Genomic DNA, 17658 nt, shown 5'->3' on the forward strand with positions numbered 1-17658 from the left:
CGCTCACGCTTTGCTGTAAGGATACGTTTGCCTGTGAAATGCACATACACAATTATTTTTGCCGGACTGCTGGTCACAGGCGTAGCAGGGTGCGATAACACCAATACGAAAACCGCATCGATGGTGCGCCGCGACAACGCGATTGCTGAAGCCTCTGCGCTACTTGAAAAAGCCACAACAATGACCACTCCGTCGGTATTGAGTGCGCCCGCTGAACACCTGGACGACTTGATTGTCATTCAGGACCTGCTGATGGCGTCCCGCGACGTCTTTATTGATGCACGAATACAAAACTGGGATACGACACGACAGGAACAACTTGAAGCAACCTTACGTCGGCTAAATCCCGCGCTTGCCTCAGCCAGTCTCGACGCATATGAAAAGGCCATAGAAAAGTCACTGGCGTTTAAGCTAAAGAAAGAAAAGGTCGAGTCACTGCCGGTTTATGATACCCGGATAGCCAGACAAGCTCTGTATGACGAACTGAATCAATTCAACAGTGAACTGACACTCTGCTGTGTTCATCCCATTCGGTTTATGCAACGCTTTCTTGCTAGCGAGCCAGATAAATATCAGGCCTACATGCTGCTGACCCGGGCTGTTCTTGACGACATGGGGCGATTAATCCGCAACGAAATCAGCGCGCGCGACCTGCATGACCAGGTGCGGGGATTACGCCGTGCGCTTAATGAGAAACCGGACAGTCAGTGAGCGAGTCAGCAGCAACCGGGTCGGCTTCAGCCGTAGCCGCCGACGAGATCTGTTGATAAAACGGCATATCCAGTAGTGCGCCCGTTTGTTCGCTTAACGACACGACCAGTTCAATACGTGTTTTGTGACGTATCAGTGAGGACAGGGTTTTAAAGAACGGTTGTCGGGTGAGTAGCGTAATCAGTTCACCTGACGCTGTCGCTTTTTGCAGTCCCGACTGAATACGCTGTGCTAACTCAGGCTTTTGTTTATTGACGAAAAACAGCATGATATTCGGGTACCACAACACGTGTTGCGGGTCGATAGCAAAACCGTCACGTGTCTGCATCTCACCGCAGATTTCAAACGCCGCACGCGGAAAATAATCAACAAAGCCACCTTTGAGCAGTTTAAACGCAATCTGGTAATCTGCCTGTTCAACGGTAAATCCGTTGTCTTTCATAATGGTATAATCTGGCCAGTCTTCGCCCTGAACTGCTGTCAGCGTGCGCAACGCATCTTTGGATATCGGCGAGCTGAAGCGTGTATCGCCATCCCTTATCAGTAGCAACCGATAACTGAACAAGCCCCCTAATAGCGGAAAATAGACGGGGTCGTAACGTGACTCCCGTTCCGGCGTGGTAATACTCCAGATAACATCAGCCTGATCAACACGTAATGAGGTTAACTGCCTGGCCTGAACCGACGGCAACGTGTCTATTTCAAGGACAAACGGGCCATACTCGGGCTCAGTCAATGTCAGTGAGAGTGCAAGCGCATCATACAAATACTGATAGAGCGGGGTGGTGCCTTCAACCGCTTTAGGAATACGAACACGCGTTGGATCATCAACAGACTCAGCCTTACTGGTTATTGAAACCAGAAAGAGCAGGGCGGACAGAGCGCTAACCATACGGACAATGGGCATCGGCTTTCTCGTTAAAAAAGGCGTCACGAGACAAATTGCATGTGTCTAATCGTAAGAGCCAAGACAGTAAAATTCCAGTAAAAACGGTAATTTGCGTGTAAATTCTAGCCTGTAAGGTAATTTTTGTTGTCGTTGTGTGGTCAGATATCAGACAGCAGGTCGGGTAACACAGCGTTTTCCTCATATAAGAATAAAGGAAACACGTGATGCAGACATTCGGGCGTGAGGCTTATAGCGTTTACTTTCGTCATTATGTTGCCTGATGATTTGTGCGATACCGCATCTCAAAAATTCAATCACTCATAAGACTATGCCAGGCAAGCAACGTACAGGACAACGACGACTGTATTCATGGCGCGCCGTGCTCGTAATTAATGAGTGCGATGGTTGCTGCTAACACAGAGATTGTCTGAAAGGCTCAGTTTTACGACGACATTACCTGCACGTATTCACTGGTCAATGTTTCTGTACTCACTATTTATTCGCATCCCGAATCGCCGATGTGTTTATCAATTTCCGTAAGGAGCCTGCGGCCGGTTTGCGATAACTGGCCTCTGATATAAACAAGCCGTTGGTGGTTAGCGGTCAGATCTAAACTTAAAAGCTGTTCTTGTCTCTTAATAATCTGTCTGTCTGGCCACTAACGCGACACAAACTCACCGTGCGTGTACGTGAATGAAAACCAAAAATCAGGGGCTGAGTACGTCAGATTTCACGTAGACGCACCGTCTTTAACTACACGTTTTCACAAATGTCAGTAAGTCGTAACGTACGACAAAGTAAGCTAAGAGTCTTGGCTCACCATCCATTCTGGCCTAAACTTAAATTGCGCATAATGTATATTATGTTAAATAAGGTGTTTTAATAGATAGTAGATAAGCACTGACACAGCCCTCTCATCAGACGGTCTTTACTCACCTGGTTTACCGGGTAAACAAAATAGGTTTTATGTACTTCCGGTCATGCAAGAAACAGCAGTCGGTAATGCAATAAAGAAATACAGCACGGAATACTGACTGCTAAAGAAAGCGGTCAGACGACATGTTATGCAGACAAGAAAAAAGCGACGCTACGGTCGCTTTTTAAAAATGAACAATCTCAGACTCAGACCTGGTATCTGGCAATCTGTTTGTCCAGGGCGGCTGTCATAGTAAGCAATCCGTTTGCAGCCTGTTTAACTTCTTTTGTACCTTTTGCGGTTTCTTCACTGATATCCACAATATCGTGAATACTGGTGTTAATTGCCTCAGAGACTGATGTTTGCTCTTCAGCGGCGCTGGCAATCTGAATATTCATTTCGGTAATGGTCGCAACGGCACTGGCGGTCTTGCCCAGTGTAACGCCGACATCTTTTGCCTTCTCAGTAACCGCATTATTCTGATCACTCACACCCTGAATCACACTGACCGCACGATTAACGCCCAGTTGCACCTGCTCAATCATTGACTGGATTTCTTCTGTGCTGGTCTGCGTTTTACTGGCTAGCGTACGTACCTCATCAGCAACAACAGAAAATCCGCGACCTGCTTCCCCTGCCCTTGCTGCCTCAATTGCCGCGTTAAGGGCGAGGAGATTGGTTTGCTCGGCAATGCCACGAATCACATCAAGTACACTGCCGATTTTTTCTGACCCTTCGCCAAGTGTGACCATAACGGTCACACCTTCCTGTACTTTGCCTGACAGGTCTTCGATTGAGCGAATGGTTTGCTGGACACCGCGGTTTGCCGATGACACAAGATCATCGGCGGAACGAGCAGAATCAGATGCACTGCTGGCATTATTCGCGACTTCCTGCGCTGCGGCTGCCATCTCATTCATGGCGGTTGCAACGGAGTCAGTTTCTGTCAGTTGTCGGCCAACACCGGCTTCGATATTTGTGACAACCCGGCTCAGGTCATCATTGGCTTGTTTAAGCGTTGCGACTGATTCTTTGACTTTTAACACAATGTCGCGGGCCTGATCGGCAAACGCATTAAATGCAGCGGCCAGTTTGTCGGTTTCAGTGTTACCTTTTACCGGCAGACGTTTAGTCAGGTCGCCGTCACCATTGGCTATATCATCCATTGCCTCGATAATGGTATTAACCGGCGCATTGATTGATTTTACTACCATCAGGCCAATCGCTAGTACCACAAGGGCTGCAATAGTGGCACCGATGGCCTGCGTACCAATCATTTCGCTGAAGGACGAGGATATTTCATCCTCAACCGCTGACACCGTTTTTTCTATCCCATCAATCCAGAAACCAGATCCGATCATCATTTTTCCGCCCGGCATCATTTCGGCATAGCCGAGTTTTGGTGCTGTATCACTGTCATCGGCGTTCTTCCAGCGATAGGTTACAAAATCTCCGCCTTTTTTTGCGGCGCTGACCAGTTCCTGTATTAGCAATTTGCCGGCCGGATCTTTAAAGTCCCACAGGTTACGTCCTTCTAAGGCCTGGTTTGCACCATGCATCAGATTGACACCCTCTAAGTCATAAATAAAAACGTAACCACGGCTTCCACTGTCATCAAATGACAGACTTCGCAGTACCGCAAAAGCGTCCTGTTTTTCCTGCTTCGTATCTATCGTGCCATCACCAATGGTACTGACTGCGCTTTTCGCCAGCGCGATGTAGTTTTTCAGTTCTTCCTTTTTCTGTGCCATTAATGCCGCCTCAAACTGAGACGCCATGACGTCTGTACTTTTGTTTGTCTGTATCAGGCTGAAAAGCAATAACGACAGGGTGACAAGGACAACCGGCACAATGGCCAGTAACTGGACTTTTTTACTGATAGACAGCATGGATATTCCTCCACTGGTGATGTCTTCGTAATCTGAACAAGCGTTGGGTTAATACGGCGAAAGCGCGTTACTCTTCTGGTCGCGCTACCAGTTACCTGACATATCGGCAGACACTATCCTAGTATTAATGCCTGCACAGTCGCGGAATTACGCTTGTCAAAATATAGACGGGTACTCAGGAAAAGCTATTTGTAGTGGCGTTATTCTTACGCCTGCGAAAATGGACAGATGAATGCACTTCTGTGGGGGCACGTTGTAGAGGCTGTCCCATGGGTCTGTCAACCGGAGTCAGCCCCCGTGGTGAAGAAATGAGCAAATTGATGCGTCGATTGCCGGGATAGTAATCAGCCGGCATAAAAGGGTTATCGTGTTATCACATTGTAGAGAATGACGCCCCACACTACCCCGGCCTGTATCAGCGCGATAAATACCGCAGCCGATCCGATGTCCTTTGCTTTACCAAGCAGTGCATGCATGTCTGTACTAATGTGATCGGCGAGCGCTTCGACAGCTGAATTCAGCAACTCGGTAATCAGAACCAGTCCAAGAACCAGTATCATCAACAACGTTTCAGTAATGGTGGTGTCAAGCACACAGGCGAGTGGAATGAGAATGACACAAACTGCCAGTTCCTGCCTGATGGCCGGCTCACTTTTAAATGCCGCCGCCAGTCCCTGTAATGAATATTTTGTCGCAAACGCAATACGTTTAATACCACGGGTCTTTTTAATCATATTTTTATAACGTAAATAAACAGCAAACGCCGCTTAGTATACGCATAAAAAATTAACCAAACCTTATGAAACCGTTCAATAAACTAACAAGGCTGTTGCCGGTACAGGTTTTTACAGCTTTATTGCCAGTACATCCGTCTTAACACCATGTAATACAGCATTAGCCGTAGAGCCTAGCAACAGGCGCATTCCGCTTTGTCCATGGGTACCGATGACAATCAAATCAGCTTTCAGTTTCTCGGATTTATGATGAATTTCGTCCGCCGGTGAACCAAACTCAACGTACAGCTGATTTTCAGGAATACCGAAACGGCGCGCCGCTTCATGCAGGCTCTTCTCAGCCTGTTGTCGCACCTCATCGGTAAAGTCCCGCTCCAGATATAACCCATATGGTTCAATGGTCGATTGTGGATAGGCAACATATAACAGATGACAGGCGTTAGCATGACCTGCCACCTGTATTGCACGCTCAATCAGTACGTCATAATCAGCATAAACATCGACAGCCACGAGTAGGGTTTTATAGCCTTCCATTTTTCTTTACCTTGGATAATGTTGTCACTAAAGTGTAGAGGATGGTTTTGATAACGCATTGACCTTAATCAAGATATTTCCATCGGAGTCGTCTATGCTGTTGGTAATTGGTAAAACGCAATAAGGAGAAACGCTATGTTGAGGTTAGGTTTGGGGCTGGGGATCGCACTTGCTCTGTCGGGATGCCAGTGGGGCGCCGATTCGCCGAGAGGATTCAGCCTTCCGGAAGGTAACGCCGACGCGGGTAAAGCGGCGTTTATGCGTTACGGGTGCGTCGACTGCCATCAGGTTGACGGGCTCGACAACAGCGGCGTCGCAAGCTCGGTGTTACCCAAACCCATTGTGTTGGGGGGCAGCAGCGCCCGGGTGAAAACCTATGGTGAACTGGTCACAGCGATTATTAACCCTTCACATAAGTTAAGTCCACGCTATCCGGTGAGCATGACCACGTCAGGCGGTGAGTCTAAAATGCCTAACCTCAATGACGCGCTATCTGTGACCGATTTGATTAATCTTGTGGCGTTTTTACAGCCAAAATACAAAGTAGTGCCGTACCGCACATCAGAATACCGGCTATATCAGTTAAGAACGCCTGACCAGGAGACTGGCTCAGATAACTGATCCTCAGGAGACCACCTTGGTCTCCTTATCCACATCGGCAAGCAGGCTGGCAGGCATAAAGCTCTCTGCGCTTGCCTCCTGCACGTGGATACGAAACGCCTCCGGCACGTCATCACCAAGCAACGCCCCCTTTTTAACCAGCGGAAAGATTTCGTCGTAACGGCGCACGCTTGATTGATCAACACGCCGGAAAATATGGGTGCGGTTAAGGTCACTGATAGATTTATGGCCAGTTGAAGACAAAATATCCATCAGCGCATGCACCGTTTTTTTATGAAACCGGTACACCCGCTCAGACTTGTCAGACACAACCAGCCCGCGTGATAAGGTTTCATCCTGTGTCGCAACGCCCGTGGGGCAACGGTTTGTGTTGCATGACAATGACTGCACGCAGCCCAGTGCCAGCATCATGCCCCTTGCACTGTTGCACAGATCTGCCCCCAGACTCAGCGTTTTGACAAGCTGGAACGCCGTAATAATTTTACCGGAGGCAATCAGACGGATACGGTCGCGCAGACCAAAGCCAATCAGACAGTCATCAACAAAGGCCAGCGCTTCACGCAAAGGAAAGCCAATTGAGTTAGTATATTCCAGCGGCGCCGCGCCGGTGCCACCTTCTCCGCCATCTACCGTAATAAAGTCGGGCGTGATACCCGTTTGATGCATGGCTTTGCATATCGCGATGAATTCACTCTTGCGTCCCAGCGCCAGCTTGATACCAATCGGCTTACCACCACTTAATTCGCGAAGCCTGACGATAAAATCCAGCATCTCAAGAGGCGTAGAAAATGCCTTGTGGCGTGGCGGTGAATCTACCTGGGTTCCGGGTTCCACACCACGGATTTTAGCAATTTCCGGCGTGTTCTTGTACGCGGGCAAAATCCCACCGTGGCCCGGCTTTGCGCCCTGAGAAAGCTTTATTTCGACCATTTTTACGGCAGGCAGCTGGCTTTTTTCCTTAAACTGTTCAGCGTCAAAGCCTCCCTCTTCACTGCGGCAACCGAAATAGCCGGTTCCAATCTGCCAGACGATGTCACCGCCGTGCTCAAGATGATACGGCGTCAGGCCACCCTCCCCGGTATTATGATAGAAACCACCCAGACTCGCGCCCTTATTCAGCGCCAGGATGGCATTTTTCGACAGACTACCAAAACTCATTGCTGAAATATTCAGCACACTGGCGTCGTAGGGTTGTTTACAATCAGGTCCGCCAATCCGTATACGGGGATCAGACTCCATATCTTCAACCTGCATCGCGGACAAAGAGTGACCAATCCACTCATAGCCGTCCGAATAGGTGTCAATCTGCGTGCCAAAGGGCACGGTTTCCCGACTGTTTTTGGCGCGCTGATAAACAATAGAGCGAAACATCCGCGAAATGGGTGCGCCACCTGTATCAGATTCAATCACATATTGTTGAATATAGGGACGGAGCCCTTCAATAATCCAGCGCCCGCGGCCTACCAGCGGATAATTTCGTAGGATCGCATGATCTTTCTGAACACAGTCGTAAATGGCTAAAAATAGTAAAGGGAGAGTGATAAAGAAAAGCCATGCAGCCGGAGCCCATGCATAGACCAGCAATGAATTGATGGCCAGGGCGACAACGAGCCAGATAAAAATGGTAGTGCGCACAATGATTTCCTTATTGATTTGCTTCTAACACATATACACTGCATTGGTGTGAAGATCACGTAAGCGATCAGAATAACAGGTAAAACATCACCCTCAGGTTACGCGTAACTTTGCAGAATGCTTACCAGGCCTACGATGAACACCGTGTGTTTACTTACAAGTCGTTGTATCGCATGCTAGTTAGGTACGAACCTCGGATAGATTATAAACCGGGCTACACTAAAACAGCTTCAGGACATTTTTTCATGGAATATGCCTTTCTTCTTTTCGCTTTTGTCTGTGGACTGACCGTCAAGCTTGCGGGTATTCCGCCCTTGGTTGGTTATCTCATTGCGGGCTTTTTGCTGAATTTCGCAGGCTATCGTATTACCGATGAACTTACTGCCCTGTCTGACCTGGGTATTACAATCATGCTGTTCACCATAGGCCTTAAACTGAATATCCGGGATTTACAGCGTCGTGAGGTATGGGGAGCGAGTACCGTTCACATGCTGCTGTGGATTGGTGTGATTAGCGTTGCTGCGTACGGCTTGACCACCCTGCTTAGCATCACGGTGCTGCAGCTTGATATGCAAAGTGCACTGTTAATTGCATTCGCGCTTAGTTTCAGCAGCACCGTGTGTGTCGTGAAAGTACTGGAAGAAAGTGGTGAAATGAAAACCCGCCATGGCCGTCTTTCTATTGGCATTCTGGTTATGCAGGACGTCTTCGCGGTCATATTTCTGGTTGCCGCCACCGGTAAACTACCGTCTGTATGGGCACTCGGCCTGCTGGCAATCATTCCCTTACTTCCACTGATACACCGTGTTATTAATCAGTCCGGGCACGGTGAGCTGTTGCCCCTCACCGGTTTTATCCTTGCACTTGGTGGGTATCAGTTATTTGAAGCCGTTAATATTAAAGGCGATCTTGGCGCTCTGATTTTTGGCATACTGCTCGCGCGTCATCCTAAAGCCAGTGAGCTTGCCAAGTCGCTGCTCAGCTTTAAAGATTTGCTGCTTATTGGTTTTTTCCTGTCGATAGGCTTAACCGCTCTCCCCGACCTGACAATGATCGTGGCCGCTGTGATCATTGCGTTACTTCTGCCGTTAAAAGCACTGCTGTTTTTCGGCTTATTTACCAGCCTGAAGCTTCGCGGTCGTACGGCGTTTCTTTCTGCCATGGTGCTAAGTAACTACAGCGAATTTGGTCTGATTGTTGGCGCACTCGCCGTATCACTTGGCCTGCTGGCTGAAACCTGGCTGGTTGTGCTGGCCCTGGCAGTGTCGTTTTCGTTTGTGGTTACCAGCATTATCTACCGCAATTCGCATAGTCAGTATCACCGCTTCAAAACGCCGATTAAGCGGTTTGAGCGTCCTGTTCGTTTAAAAGAAGACATTTATCCGGTTATCACCCAGGCTGAATTTTTAGTGGTAGGTATGGGGCGCGTTGGTTCGGGCGCATTTCAGTCATTAGCCAAAATAGCCGGAAACCGGGTGTGGGGTATGGATGCAGACCGCGTGAAAATTAAGCAGATGCAAAATGACGGCATGAATGTCATTTGTGGTGACGGTGAAGACGTCGATCTCTGGGATAATCTGGACATCCAGAACGTTAAACTGGTGCTGCTTGCACTGCCTTCAATTGAAGATGCCATCAATATTACAAAACAGTTGAGTAATGCGGGCTATACTGGACGGGTGGCAGCAATTGCACGCTATGAGGACGAGGTACAACATCTGCTTAGCAACGGCGTTGATAAGGTCTTCAATTTCTTTACCGAAGCCGGTCTGGGTTTTGCCGAAGAAAGCCTCGCCTATGTCGAAGAGAAAAACGTAGCATGACAAATACAAACAAAGGATGTAGTAAGAACCATTAGCGTTTGTATCATGCTGTTTTAAAAGGATATTTTGACTACACTGCGTGAAATAACTATACTGCACACAGCATTTAACAAGGTATATCGCGATGAAAGGTAACAAACAGGTCGTTGCTAAACTCAATGACGTGCTCACCAGCGAGCTGACATCAATTAACCAGTACTTCTTACACGCCCGTATGTTCAAGAACTGGGGGCTGTCGGTGCTGAATGAAAAGAACTATAAAAAGTCGATTAAAGACATGAAACAGGCGGACGATCTGATTGAACGCATTCTGTTTCTTGAAGGACTCCCCAACCTGCAGGCTCTGGGCAAACTGTATATCGGTGAAGACGTCAGGGAAATGCTTGGCTGTGATATGCGGTTTCAGAATGAACAGCTGCCGCTGCTGAGAGATGCCATTGCGCTGGCGGAAGCAGAACAGGACTATGTCAGCCGCGATTTACTGGAATCTATCCTCGAATATGAAGAAGAGCATCTGGACTGGCTGGAAACCCAGGAATACCAGATAGATGCAATGGGGATAGAAAATTATCTTCAGGCACAGGTAACAGGAGACGAATGATGAAAGGCAATAAAAAAGTGATTGATGGTCTCAATGCCCTGCTCGCGTACGAGCTGGCGGCAATGGACCAGTATTTTATCCATTCACAAATGTACCTGGACTGGGGCCTGAATAAGCTTTACGAACGTATCGATCACGAATTCGATGATGAGCGCGGTCATGCGCAAAAGCTGATTGAGCGTATGCTGTTTCTTGAGGGCACACCCGACATGACGCAGCGTACCGGCTTTAAGGTAGGTAAAGATGTTCCCGAAATGCTGGAAAGTGATTTGCGGGTGGAATATGAAGTAGATGCCAAGCTGCGTGAAGTCATTGCGCTGTGTGAGGAAGAAAAAGACTACGTCACACGGGACATGCTGATCGTATTGCTGGATGACACTGAAATGGACCATGCCCACTGGCTGGAACAGCAGCTTGGGCTTATCAAACGTCTGGGACTACCCAACTACCTGCAATCACAGATGTAACTGTTACCCATTATCGGTTGTAAAATACAGCATGGCCGGGGTCTCCCGGCCTTCCAGATTAAGCAGCATTCGCCAACGCATGGTGGGTTCCGAGCAGCTCCCGAGCATGAACCAGCCCTCCCATTGTCCCTCGGTGTTTTGATCGACCAGCACCGGGATCTTCCCCATATACATATTTACACCTTCAATCCATGCGCTGGACACCGCGATTCCGTCGGGTAGCGAGATCTGAAGCGTGACGGACTCTTCCGGTGATGGGTGACGGGTAAATTCCGCCGTCGCCTGTTGTCTATTAATGGTGAAACTACACATAAGATTAATGAAATTACACTGGAGACTCTGTAATTGGCTGTTAGACTTTGCAGGAACAGACGTTGTCAGCGTCTGGGCAACATAGATGCTTATTGCAACAGCAAAAATGGCGACCGGACCCAATATTTTACGTAAATTTTTTGTGAACATTGTGTTTGGTTTTTTTTGCATCCCGTGAATTAAAAATGCCGTCTGTTGACGCAGATCAAGTAACGGGAGTTTATGGTATCTTTTTGTTGTTAAAAACTTTATTATCCGCGTACCAACTGGCCTGGAGAGTACAATTATTATTCGTTTCAGGCCCGGTGTGAAGCACGCATACTGAATTAAACCGCGTTACGCGAAAGTTGGAAACCCATTTATTTCTTTGAAGTGGAAGATTCATAAAAATGAGTGAAATAAGCCAAGCACAGCCTGACTATAATTATAAGGTCGTCAGGCAATTTACTATTATGACCATTATATGGGGCATTATCGGTATGGGCCTCGGTGTGTACATTGCTGCACAGCTTTTCGCACCGGTCCTTAACTTCGACCTGCCCTGGCTGACGTTCTCGCGTCTTCGTCCGCTGCACACCAATGCGGTAATCTTCGCATTTGGCGGATGTGCCCTGTTTGCTACCTCGTACTACATTGTTCAGCGTACCTGTCAGGTCCGGTTGTTCAGTGACAAGCTGGCAAGCTTTACTTTCTGGGGCTGGCAGGCCGTGATCGTGTTAGCGGTATTGTCTCTTCCACTTGGCCTCACCAGCAGTAAAGAGTATGCCGAGCTTGAATGGCCAATTGACATTCTGATTGCGCTGGTCTGGATTGCCTACATCATTAACTTTTTTGGCACTCTGGCGATCAGAAAGGTCTCGCACATTTATGTCGCAAACTGGTTCCTGGGTGCCTTTATGCTGACCGTTGCGGTGCTGCATATCGGTAACAGCATGGCGATTCCGGTTTCATTCACTAAGTCCTATTCACTCTACGCCGGTGCTGTAGACGCCATGATGCAGTGGTGGTACGGGCACAATGCAGTAGGTTTCTTCCTGACTGCAGGTTTCCTCGGCATGATGTACTACTTCGTACCGAAGCAGGCAGGTCGTCCGGTTTATTCTTATCGTTTGTCTATCGTGCACTTCTGGGCGCTGATTTCACTGTATATCTGGGCGGGTCCACACCACCTCCACTACACTGCGCTGCCTGACTGGACGCAGTCGCTGGGTATGGTGATGTCGGTCATTCTGTTTGTCCCGTCCTGGGGCGGCATGATCAACGGTATCATGACGCTGTCGGGCGCGTGGCACAAACTACGTACGGATCCTATTCTGCGCTTCCTGATTGTTTCACTGTCGTTCTATGGCATGTCTACCTTCGAAGGCCCGATGATGGCAATCAAGACGGTTAACGCACTGTCGCACTACACTGACTGGACCATCGGTCACGTTCACTCTGGTGCACTGGGCTGGGTAGCCATGGTATCTATCGGTTCTGTTTATCACCTGATCCCGGTACTGTTTGGTCAGCGTGAGATGTACAGTATCCGTCTGATTAACGTTCACTTCTGGCTGGCTACGATTGGCGTTGTGCTTTACATCGTTGCAATGTGGATGTCTGGTGTTCTGCAGGGTCTGATGTGGCGTGCAGTTAATGCAGACGGCACCCTGACCTACAGCTTTGTAGAGTCGCTGGAGGCCTCAAAGCCATTCTACGTGGTTCGCTTCATCGGTGGTTGTTTCGTGGTTGCCGGCATGCTGGTCATGGCCTACAACACGTACAAAACCATTCGTGCACCTAAAGGCAGTATCGCTGCTGATCCTGCAACACAGCCAGCGTAAGGAGACGTAGAATGAAAAATCCACATGAGATAATTGAAAAGAACGTTGGCCTGCTGACGATTCTTATCCTTATCGCCATCAGCTTCGGCGCGATGGTTCAGATTACGCCACTGATGTTCCAGCAGCAGACCATGGAACCGGTCGAAGGCCTGCGTCCGTACACTGCACTGGAGCTCGAGGGTCGTGACATTTATATCCGCGAGGGGTGTGTTGGCTGTCACAGTCAGATGATCCGCCCGTTCCGCGCAGAAACTGAGCGTTACGGTCACTACTCTGTTGCCGGTGAGTCTGTATGGGAGCACCCATTCCTGTGGGGTTCAAAACGTACCGGCCCTGATCTGGCGCGTGTAGGCGGCCGATACAGTGACGAGTGGCACCGTGTTCACCTGCGTAATCCGCGTGACGTTGTACCTGAGTCAAATATGCCTGGCTTCCCTTGGTTGGAAGAAAACACGCTGACCGGCGAGCTGACTGCTAAGAAGATGGAAGTATTCCGTGGTTTTGGCGTCCCTTATACCGATGAGGATATCGCTGGTGCGAAAGCGGCAGTACAGGGTAAAACTGAAATGGAAGCCCTGATCGCCTACCTGCAGTCTCTTGGAACCCATCTGAAATAATATGGACCAGGGCACTGTAGGCAGCATATTTACTGTTATCGTCTTCGTCTGCTTTATCGGCGTAGTGTGGTGGGCATTCAGCAGCCGCAATAAAACAAAGTTCGATGAAGCGGCTAACCTGCCGTTCGCAGACGAAGAAAAACAAAAATCAAGAGAAGATCAGCAGGAGTCTTGAACTCATGAGTACGTTTTGGACAATTTGGATTTCGGTGATAACGCTGGGACTTATCATCGCATGTTACTTTCTCCTTCGTTGGTGCCTTGCAAATAAGACAGGTGTGCCACAGGGCGAATCAATGGGACACGAGTTTGACGGTATCGAAGAGATTAACAATCAGTTACCCCGCTGGTGGACCATTCTGTTTTACATCACCATTGTATGGGGTTTTATTTACCTCGCACTCTACCCTGGTCTGGGTTCGTTCCAGGGGCTGTTAGGCTGGAAAAGTTCAAACCAGAATATTCAGTCGCTGGAAGAGTCACGTCAGGCTCGCGCTGAAGCTAAAGAAAACGGCATGCTGGTGCAATACGACCGTGAACTGGATATGGCAGAAGAGCGTTTCGACCCTATTTTCGAGGCCTACGCCAAAATCCCGGTGGAAGAACTTGCGAAAGATCCTGAAGCCATCAAAGTTGGTCAGCGACTGTTTTTGCAAAACTGTTCACAGTGTCATGGTTCGGATGCACGTGGTCAGAATGGCGGTTTCCCTAACCTGACGGACGATGACTGGCTGTACGGCGGTACTGGCGCAAAAATTAAAGAAACGCTGATCGGTGGTCGTCGCGGTAACATGCCAGCCTGGCTTGACGCGATGGGCGAACAGGGTATCGAAGAGGTTGTGGCTTATGTTCTGAGCCTGAGCGGCCGCGATGTTGACCCGGAACTGGTTGCGAAAGGTAAACCGCGTTTTGCGGCCTGTGCTGCCTGTCACGGAATGGACGGTAAAGGTAACCAGATGCTTGGTGCGCCTAATCTGACAGACAATATCTGGCTGTATGGCGGTAGCCATCGTGCGGTAACAGAAACCCTGACCTACGGCCGCAACGGGGTTATGCCTTCATTCAAGAAAACCTTGGGTGAAGACAAAATTCATGTTGTTGCTACGTATGTGTACAGCCTGTCGCACAACGACTAAGTAGCACAGAATATTCACTGTAAAGCCCCGTTATCACGGGGCTTTTTTTATGAGAAAATAGCGCCTCATCACGCGCTGTAAATGTTAGAGATAGTTCATGAACAAGCCTTGGTACAAACAGTTCTGGCCCTGGTTTTTGATTTCGGTTCCGGTCGCCTCCTTCATTATGAGTGGCGTTATGATAAACATCGCCACCACCACCGAAAATTCACTGGTCGTAGACGATTACTATAAAGAAGGTAAGGCCATTAACCTCAGCCTGGATAAAATTGCAGCGGCCAAGAGGAAAAACATCACCACGGATTTAACCATTGAAAATGGCGCTATCTCGCTGAAATTCCACTCAGGGATCCCGCAGGAAGGGACTGCGCTGAAACTCGCCTTTTACCACACGACACTGGAAGATAAAGACACATCGGTGCTGCTGAGTCGGGATGCGGCAGGGATTTACCGGGGCTTTAGTGAACAAGACCTGGGCGGTAAATGGCAAATAACCCTGACGCCCGTGGACGACAGCTGGAAAATCCAAAAAACCGTCAGCCTGCCCTATTCCGGTGTGATGAAGTTTAACCCCTGATGTCTGAACAAACCTGTTACCACTGTGGTCTGCCGAACGATCCGGACCATCAATATGACGCCATGGTACTGGGTGCCAGGCGACAGTTCTGTTGCCCCGGTTGCCAGGCGGTAACCGAGGCGATTGTTGCTAATGGCCTGGAAGATTACTATCGGTTCAGAACTGCCCCGGCAAAACAGGGCGATGTCTTACCCTCCGAAATTCAGGACAAACTTAACGTATATGACCAGCCTGAGCTTCAGGAGGAGTTTGTTTTTGATGAAGGAAAGCATAAACAGGTTCAGCTTACCATCGAAGGCATTACCTGCGCCGCGTGTGGCTGGCTGATTGAAAAGCAACTGGCAAAATTTCCCGGTATCCGGCAGATCGCGGTTAATGTTCAGGAACGCCGGGCGCTGATCAGCTGGGATCCGGAGCAAACGACTCTCAGTAAAATTCTCGGGGCACTGCAACAGATTGGATATCAGGGTGCGCCTTTTCAGCCAGATCAGCATGAAGCCGCGTATCGCCGGGAGCAAAAATCGTATTTAAAGCGATTGGGCCTGGCCGGCCTGATGACCATGCAGGTTATGATGCTGATGGCGGGGCTGTATTTTGACTGGTTTGGCAATATTGACGAGCAGACCCGCCGATACTTTTACTGGGTAGCGCTGGTGCTGACCACCCCTGTTGTACTGTATTCCGGCAGCACATTTTATCTTGGGGCGATGAAAGCCCTGTCGGCCCGCACTGTGAATATGGATGTACCGGTTACGCTGGCCGTATTTGGCACCTATATCGCAGGTATTAAGTCTACGCTGCTGGAGCGTGGCGACGTGTATTTTGAATCTATCTGCATGTTTATTTTTCTGCTGCTGCTCAGCCGTTTTCTGGAGCACAGGAGCCGTCACCGCGCTGCACAAATCTCCGCCAACATGACGCATTTTATTCCAGTCTCCGCTAACCGTCTGGATGACCATGGCACGGTCACAACCTGTCTGGCTAAACAGCTAAAAAAAGACGAACGCGTGCTGGTCAGGCCGGGCGACACCATCCCGATAGACGGTATCGTCAGTCATGGGCAATCGGCGGTTGATGAGTCGATGCTGACCGGTGAGTTTCTACCGGTTGAGAAGCAGCCTGGCAGTCAGGTATTTGGCGGGACGGTGAATCAGTCAGGCGCTTTGACGGTCACGGTTACACGTACCTTAAAACATGCCCTGGTTAACCAAATCGTACGACTGCAGGCGCAGGCGATGGCAAGTAAGCCCAAAATCGCCCAGATCGCCGATACGTTCTCACGTTATTTTGTTACCGGTGTGCTGCTTATTTCTGCCCTCACCTTTGCCTACTGGTCGTTTCAGGGCAGTGACGAGGCATTCTGGATAACGATTTCTGTACTGGTGGCGACCTGTCCCTGTGCGCTCGGTCTCGCAACGCCTTCGGCACTAACCTGCGCTGTCGCGCGCCTGAATAAGCAGGGCATTTTATTAAAACGGGCCGATGTCCTTGAGCAACTTACCGGTATTTCCACGATTGCACTGGATAAAACCGGCACACTGACCAACGGCGAATTCAGCATTGTTGACCAGTGGACTGGTAACACCCTCTCTGCAGACGATGTGAGCCGAATTACCGCCACGCTCGAGTCGCGCTCTGAGCATCCGATAGCCCGTGCATTCCCTGACGCGCCGCTACACGCACTGTCCGATTTTTCGGTAACACCCGGTGGTGGCGTAGAAGGCACCATCAACGGCAGTAACTACAAACTGGGATCACCTTCCTTTGCCGGTGTTACACTGCCCTCACTCCCCTTCACCCCCAATGTAGTACTGACATGTGGTGAAACCGTGTTAGCGGCCTATCGGTTGAGTGATACACTACGCCATGATGCCGAGGCCGCCGTAAAACAGCTGAGTCAGAAAAAGCTCATTTTGCTTAGTGGCGACAGTCAGCAAAACGTGGACAATATCGCCGCCGTGTTGCCGATCAGCTATGCCAAAGGCACGCTGTCGCCCAGGCAGAAATATGACGAAGTCCATCAGTTGCAACAAGCCGGTGAGCGGGTCATGATGCTGGGCGACGGAATTAATGATGCACCGGTGCTTGCCAGTGCCGATGTCTCTGTCGCCGTGGGTAACGCGACAGATGTGGCGAAAACGGCCGCGGATGTTATTTTGCTTGGTGACAGCCTGCTTTGTATTGCCGATCTGCTCACTATTGCACAAAAAACTAAACGGACAATTCGCCAGAACATGCTGTGGGCACTGGGCTACAACGCGCTGATTCTGCCGTTCGCCGTGTCTGGCCTGCTAAGTCCGTGGATGGCTGTTGTAGGTATGTCCCTGAGCAGTATCATTGTGGTAACCAATTCAACGCGACTGCTACGCTGAG

17 protein-coding genes are annotated in these 17658 nt (G+C 49.4%); 11 read left to right on the forward strand and 6 right to left on the reverse strand.

All coding sequences use genetic code 11. The features are described from left to right. Nucleotides 1-33: 33 nt before the first annotated feature. Nucleotides 34-711, forward strand: a complete 678-nt coding sequence (locus AB1N33_RS02020) for a hypothetical protein (RefSeq protein ID WP_411269855.1) — start codon at nt 34-36, stop codon at nt 709-711. On the opposite strand, the gene AB1N33_RS02025 is transcribed toward AB1N33_RS02020, so the two are convergent. From AB1N33_RS02025 to AB1N33_RS02040, 4 genes are all read right to left on the reverse strand, one after another. Further along, nucleotides 686-1618 (reverse strand): transporter substrate-binding domain-containing protein, encoded by a 933-nt coding sequence (locus tag AB1N33_RS02025; RefSeq protein WP_411269856.1) that lies wholly within the window; start codon nt 1616-1618, stop codon nt 686-688. The genes AB1N33_RS02020 and AB1N33_RS02025 overlap by 26 nt on opposite strands. 1104 nt (nt 1619-2722) lie before the next feature. Next, nucleotides 2723-4405 carry a methyl-accepting chemotaxis protein gene (locus AB1N33_RS02030; protein ID WP_411269857.1) on the reverse strand — a complete coding sequence of 561 codons (1683 nt, stop codon included), beginning with the start codon at nt 4403-4405 and terminating at the stop codon, nt 2723-2725. A gap of 362 nt (nt 4406-4767) precedes the next feature. Next, nucleotides 4768-5139, reverse strand: a complete 372-nt coding sequence (locus AB1N33_RS02035) for a diacylglycerol kinase (RefSeq protein WP_411269858.1) — start codon at nt 5137-5139, stop codon at nt 4768-4770. Nucleotides 5140-5250: 111 nt separating this feature from the next. Next, the gene (locus tag AB1N33_RS02040; RefSeq protein ID WP_411269859.1) at nt 5251-5673 is read right to left on the reverse strand and encodes a universal stress protein; all 423 of its coding nucleotides are present in this window, start codon (nt 5671-5673) and stop codon (nt 5251-5253) included. Nucleotides 5674-5808: 135 nt separating this feature from the next. On the opposite strand from AB1N33_RS02040, the gene AB1N33_RS02045 reads away from it, so the two are divergent. After that, the gene (locus AB1N33_RS02045) at nt 5809-6294 is read left to right on the forward strand and encodes a cytochrome C (RefSeq protein WP_411269860.1); all 486 of its coding nucleotides are present in this window, start codon (nt 5809-5811) and stop codon (nt 6292-6294) included. Nucleotides 6295-6297: 3 nt separating this feature from the next. On the opposite strand, the gene AB1N33_RS02050 is transcribed toward AB1N33_RS02045, so the two are convergent. Next, nucleotides 6298-7929, reverse strand: a complete 1632-nt coding sequence (locus AB1N33_RS02050; protein ID WP_411269861.1) for an FMN-binding glutamate synthase family protein — start codon at nt 7927-7929, stop codon at nt 6298-6300. 245 nt (nt 7930-8174) lie between these two features. Here AB1N33_RS02050 and AB1N33_RS02055 point away from each other — a divergent pair, with 245 nt between their 5' ends. From AB1N33_RS02055 to bfr (AB1N33_RS02065), 3 genes are all read left to right on the forward strand, one after another. After that, the gene (locus tag AB1N33_RS02055; RefSeq protein ID WP_411269862.1) at nt 8175-9752 is read left to right on the forward strand and encodes a cation:proton antiporter domain-containing protein; all 1578 of its coding nucleotides are present in this window, start codon (nt 8175-8177) and stop codon (nt 9750-9752) included. A gap of 124 nt (nt 9753-9876) precedes the next feature. Then, nucleotides 9877-10353 (forward strand): bacterioferritin, encoded by a 477-nt coding sequence (bfr, locus tag AB1N33_RS02060; RefSeq protein WP_411269863.1) that lies wholly within the window; start codon nt 9877-9879, stop codon nt 10351-10353. After that, entirely contained in the window at nt 10353-10820 is a 468-nt protein-coding gene (bfr, locus tag AB1N33_RS02065) for a bacterioferritin (RefSeq protein ID WP_411269978.1), read from the forward strand. The genes bfr (AB1N33_RS02060) and bfr (AB1N33_RS02065) overlap by 1 nt, the downstream gene beginning before the upstream one ends. 3 nt (nt 10821-10823) lie before the next feature. Here bfr (AB1N33_RS02065) and AB1N33_RS02070 read toward each other — a convergent pair whose 3' ends face one another. After that, a complete protein-coding gene (locus tag AB1N33_RS02070; RefSeq protein WP_411269864.1) occupies nt 10824-11282 on the reverse strand; it encodes a hypothetical protein in 459 nt (152 codons plus the stop codon). Between the two features lie 239 nt (nt 11283-11521). Between AB1N33_RS02070 and ccoN the strand changes: the two genes are divergently transcribed. From ccoN to AB1N33_RS02100, 6 genes are all read left to right on the forward strand, one after another. Further along, the gene (gene ccoN, locus AB1N33_RS02075; protein WP_411269865.1) at nt 11522-12955 is read left to right on the forward strand and encodes a cytochrome-c oxidase, cbb3-type subunit I; all 1434 of its coding nucleotides are present in this window, start codon (nt 11522-11524) and stop codon (nt 12953-12955) included. A gap of 11 nt (nt 12956-12966) precedes the next feature. Further along, nucleotides 12967-13572 carry a cytochrome-c oxidase, cbb3-type subunit II gene (gene ccoO, locus AB1N33_RS02080; RefSeq protein ID WP_411269866.1) on the forward strand — a complete coding sequence of 202 codons (606 nt, stop codon included), beginning with the start codon at nt 12967-12969 and terminating at the stop codon, nt 13570-13572. Between the two features lies 1 nt (nt 13573). Continuing rightward, nucleotides 13574-13747 (forward strand): cbb3-type cytochrome oxidase subunit 3, encoded by a 174-nt coding sequence (locus tag AB1N33_RS02085; protein ID WP_411269867.1) that lies wholly within the window; start codon nt 13574-13576, stop codon nt 13745-13747. A gap of 4 nt (nt 13748-13751) precedes the next feature. Beyond that, nucleotides 13752-14708, forward strand: a complete 957-nt coding sequence (gene ccoP, locus AB1N33_RS02090; protein ID WP_411269868.1) for a cytochrome-c oxidase, cbb3-type subunit III — start codon at nt 13752-13754, stop codon at nt 14706-14708. Between the two features lie 97 nt (nt 14709-14805). Then, nucleotides 14806-15285 carry a FixH family protein gene (locus tag AB1N33_RS02095; RefSeq protein ID WP_411269869.1) on the forward strand — a complete coding sequence of 160 codons (480 nt, stop codon included), beginning with the start codon at nt 14806-14808 and terminating at the stop codon, nt 15283-15285. Next, nucleotides 15285-17657, forward strand: a complete 2373-nt coding sequence (locus AB1N33_RS02100; protein WP_411269870.1) for a heavy metal translocating P-type ATPase — start codon at nt 15285-15287, stop codon at nt 17655-17657. Before AB1N33_RS02095 ends, AB1N33_RS02100 begins: the two co-directional genes overlap by 1 nt. The last annotated feature ends 1 nt before the right edge of the window (nt 17658 follow it).

This window comes from Alteromonas nitratireducens (assembly GCF_040812025.1).
GTDB lineage: Bacteria > Pseudomonadota > Gammaproteobacteria > Enterobacterales > Alteromonadaceae > Alteromonas > Alteromonas nitratireducens.

Coding starts and splice junctions, on each gene's coding strand:
- AB1N33_RS02025 (WP_411269856.1), bottom strand. CDS start 1,618: ATGCCCATTGTCCGTATGGTTAGCGCTCTGTCCGCCCTGCTCTTTCTG.
- AB1N33_RS02030 (WP_411269857.1), bottom strand. CDS start 4,405: ATGCTGTCTATCAGTAAAAAAGTCCAGTTACTGGCCATTGTGCCGGTT.
- AB1N33_RS02035 (WP_411269858.1), bottom strand. CDS start 5,139: ATGATTAAAAAGACCCGTGGTATTAAACGTATTGCGTTTGCGACAAAA.
- AB1N33_RS02040 (WP_411269859.1), bottom strand. CDS start 5,673: ATGGAAGGCTATAAAACCCTACTCGTGGCTGTCGATGTTTATGCTGAT.
- AB1N33_RS02045 (WP_411269860.1), top strand. CDS start 5,809: ATGTTGAGGTTAGGTTTGGGGCTGGGGATCGCACTTGCTCTGTCGGGA.
- AB1N33_RS02055 (WP_411269862.1), top strand. CDS start 8,175: ATGGAATATGCCTTTCTTCTTTTCGCTTTTGTCTGTGGACTGACCGTC.
- bfr (WP_411269863.1), top strand. CDS start 9,877: ATGAAAGGTAACAAACAGGTCGTTGCTAAACTCAATGACGTGCTCACC.
- bfr (WP_411269978.1), top strand. CDS start 10,353: ATGAAAGGCAATAAAAAAGTGATTGATGGTCTCAATGCCCTGCTCGCG.
- AB1N33_RS02070 (WP_411269864.1), bottom strand. CDS start 11,282: ATGTTCACAAAAAATTTACGTAAAATATTGGGTCCGGTCGCCATTTTT.
- ccoN (WP_411269865.1), top strand. CDS start 11,522: ATGAGTGAAATAAGCCAAGCACAGCCTGACTATAATTATAAGGTCGTC.
- ccoO (WP_411269866.1), top strand. CDS start 12,967: ATGAAAAATCCACATGAGATAATTGAAAAGAACGTTGGCCTGCTGACG.
- AB1N33_RS02085 (WP_411269867.1), top strand. CDS start 13,574: ATGGACCAGGGCACTGTAGGCAGCATATTTACTGTTATCGTCTTCGTC.
- ccoP (WP_411269868.1), top strand. CDS start 13,752: ATGAGTACGTTTTGGACAATTTGGATTTCGGTGATAACGCTGGGACTT.
- AB1N33_RS02095 (WP_411269869.1), top strand. CDS start 14,806: ATGAACAAGCCTTGGTACAAACAGTTCTGGCCCTGGTTTTTGATTTCG.
- AB1N33_RS02100 (WP_411269870.1), top strand. CDS start 15,285: ATGTCTGAACAAACCTGTTACCACTGTGGTCTGCCGAACGATCCGGAC.